Here is a 2,827-nt window from a genome sequence, read left to right as displayed (position 1 = left end):
TCGCTCGCCGTCCTCTACGCCGTGGCGTTCGCGGTGGGGGTCGCGGAGACGGTGTACGACAGCGCGGCCCGGGCGATGCTGCCGCAGGTGGTCCGCCGCGACCAGCTCGACCGCGGCAACGGGCTGCTCACCACCGCCGAGGAGGCCAGCCAGGGGTTCATCGGCGCGCCGCTGGGCTCGGTGCTGTTCGTCCTCGCGGCCGCCGCGCCGCTGCTCACCACCGCCGGTGGTTTCCTGCTCGCCGCCGTCCTGGTGGTCGGCATCGCCGGCACGCACCGGCCGGTCCGCGGCGGGGGCCCGCCCACGACGATCCGCCGGGACGTCGCCGAGGGCGTGGGCTGGCTGTGGCGGCACCGCTTCCTCCGCGGCCTCACCCTCGTCTCGGCGAGCACCGCGCTCACCTCGTCGATGACCACCGGCGTCTTCGTGCTGTACGCGCTGGACACGCTGGAGATCGGCGCGGCCGGGTACGGGTTGCTGCTCACCGCCGCCGGGGTGGGTGCGGTGGCCGGCGGGCTCACCGCCGCGCCGCTGGCCGCCCGGATCGGCCGCACCGCCACGCTGGTCGTCGGGTCGGTGCTGGCCGCGCTGACCCTGGGCGCCATGGCGTTCACCGAGAACGGCGTCGTGGCCGGGGCGCTGTACGGGGTCGGGACGGCGGGGGTGCTGTTCTGGAACGTGCTCACCATGTCGCTGCGTCAGGCGCTCATCCCCGAGGCGCTGTTCGGCCGGGTCCAGGGCGGCTACCGGACGCTGGTCTGGGGCGGCATCCCGCTGGGCGCGCTGGCCGGTGGGCTGCTGGCCGACGCGACGAGCGTGCCCACCGTGTTCGCGGTGTCCGGCGCTGCCCAGCTGCTGCTCGCCGGGGCACTCTGGTGGCTGCTCGCCGCCCACCGGGACCTGGTGGCCAACGCCTTCGCCGCGGACGAGGAGCCGGCTGCGTCCTGAGCCGTCAGGCGGACGTGCCCGGGACGTCGACGTGCAGCACGTGCGGACCGGTGCCGTCGGCGGTGTACCCGGTGTCCAGCTTGAGGTCCCCGTACGCCAGGCCCTGCTGGGCGCACCAGTCGTGCAGCCGGCCGAAGCTCTCGGCGACCTCGGGCAGCGGCCCGTCGTGGACCAGCCGAGCCCAGCGCCTCGCCGGCAGGACCACGGCCGTCATGCCCACCGGCACGGCCGTGTCCGCGCCGGCGAGCACCCCCACCGTCTCCCGGTAGCGCCCGCCACCGAGGTGCTGGCTGGCCTCGACGTACCCCGTCGCCCCGGGGTCCGGCAGCTCGACGGCCCGGCCCAGGACCGCCTGCCAGGCAACCGGGACCCGGTGCCGCAGCTCGTCGAACGGGGCCTCGAGCTGCACCCCGACCACGCGCAGCTCGGGCAGGTCGGTCACTTCCGGGGAGTTGGTCGCCACGCCGACGAACCGTAGCGGCTCAGCAGACGGCGGCGCGGTCCCGTCCCCGCCGCGTCAGGGGACGACGGTCACCGGCCAGCGGCCGACCCGCACCAGCCGGACCGCCACCGATCCGATCACCCGGTGGCCGGCCTGCTCGGACGCGCCCACCAGCACCGCGTCCGCCGGCAGCTCGTCGGCGATCCGGGACAGCTCGGTCACCGGGTCACCCTGGGCGGTGCACAGCTCCACCGCGATGCCCAGGTCCTCGGCCGCCGACTGCAGCTCACGGCGCAGCTCCTCGCCCACCTGGGCGGCGGCGTCCTGGGCGACCGCCTGGGCCTCGGGCACCCAGCCGACCATCGACGGCGGCTCCCCGACGTAGACCGCGACCAGCCGGGAGCGCTGGCGGCGGGCCAGCCCGGCCGCGTAGGCCGCTGCACGCAGTGACGTCGGGGAGCCGTCCACCCCGACCAGGATCACCCGCGGGCCGTCGGTGCCCCGCTCGAACTGCCCCGCTGCGGTCATCGGCCCATCCTGCGGGACCGGAGCGCTGCCGGATCAGGCGGTGGCGCGCCGCTGCAGCTCCTCGGTCTGCCCGGCGGCCGTACGGTCGGTGGCGAAGTCGGCCAGCGTCCGGCGGAGCGCGACCCCCAGCCGGTCGGCCCGCAGGTGCAGCTCGTCCCGGGGGAGCAGCGGCAGCCCGGTGCTGCCCCAGCGCGCCAGCAACGCGAGGTCCTGGTCGAGCACGGCGGCCGCGCTCGCCACCGCCGCCGCCAGGGCGCCGGGGGAGGCCGCCCCGCTGGTCTGCTGCACCAGGACGCGGGTGTGCACCCGGGTCGAGTCGGCGTCCTCGGGCTGCAGCAGCCGCACGACCGTGGTGACCACGCCCGTCCGCAGGTCCTCCTCCCGTCGCACCAGCTGGAACGGGGCCCGGTGGACGGCGGTGACCCGCCGACCGCCCAGCTGCTCCTCCTGCACGCCGGAGAAGCCGCCGCGCTCGTACGTCAGCTCCGGGACGGCCGGCTCCGGCGGACCCGACGTCGGGTGCGCGGGGTGACGCGAGGTGTCGAGGAAGGCGTCGGCCAGCGCACCGGCCGAGGCGGGACTGCGGGCCGGGGGCAGCCAGCCGGACACGGCCAGCGGGTCGGCGGTCTCCGGGACGGCGAGCAGTTCGGCCGACGGTTCGGCCGGGGCGATCCAGACGACACCCAGGTGCTCGACGACGCCCCACGCAGGGGGATCGGCGGCCAGTACGCCGCCGGTCCGGCGGTGCACCGTCCAGGTGCGCCCCAGCAGCCGGGTCTGCAGGTAGCCGCCGGCACGGAGGTCGGTGGACAGGGCGACCGGGTGCCAGGCGTGTTCGAGGGCAGGGTGCAGGTTGTCCAGCACCGGGCCGTCCGGCAGCGGCAGATCGGGCACCGGTTCCGGCGACGG

4 protein-coding genes are annotated in these 2,827 nt (G+C 76.7%); 1 reads left to right on the top strand and 3 read right to left on the bottom strand.

Going from position 1 to position 2,827, the window contains the following annotated elements; genetic code table 11:
• A partial coding sequence (locus G5C62_RS26450; protein WP_164703335.1) for an MFS transporter occupies nucleotides 1–948 on the top strand: 948 nt, incomplete at its 5' end.
• Nucleotides 949–952: 4 nt separating this feature from the next.
• Here G5C62_RS26450 and G5C62_RS26445 read toward each other — a convergent pair.
• From G5C62_RS26445 to G5C62_RS26435, 3 genes are all read right to left on the bottom strand, one after another.
• Entirely contained in the window at nucleotides 953–1,411 is a 459-nt protein-coding gene (locus tag G5C62_RS26445) for a GyrI-like domain-containing protein (protein ID WP_164703334.1), read from the bottom strand.
• Nucleotides 1,412–1,465: 54 nt separating this feature from the next.
• Nucleotides 1,466–1,918 (bottom strand): universal stress protein, encoded by a 453-nt coding sequence (locus G5C62_RS26440; protein ID WP_164703333.1) that lies wholly within the window; start codon nucleotides 1,916–1,918, stop codon nucleotides 1,466–1,468.
• Nucleotides 1,919–1,951: 33 nt separating this feature from the next.
• A partial coding sequence (locus tag G5C62_RS26435) for a (2Fe-2S)-binding protein (RefSeq protein WP_206330882.1) occupies nucleotides 1,952–2,827 on the bottom strand: 876 nt, incomplete at its 5' end.

It is taken from the genome of Modestobacter sp. KNN46-3, from assembly GCF_011039295.1.
This window is presented reverse-complemented; position numbering and strand designations above follow the sequence as displayed.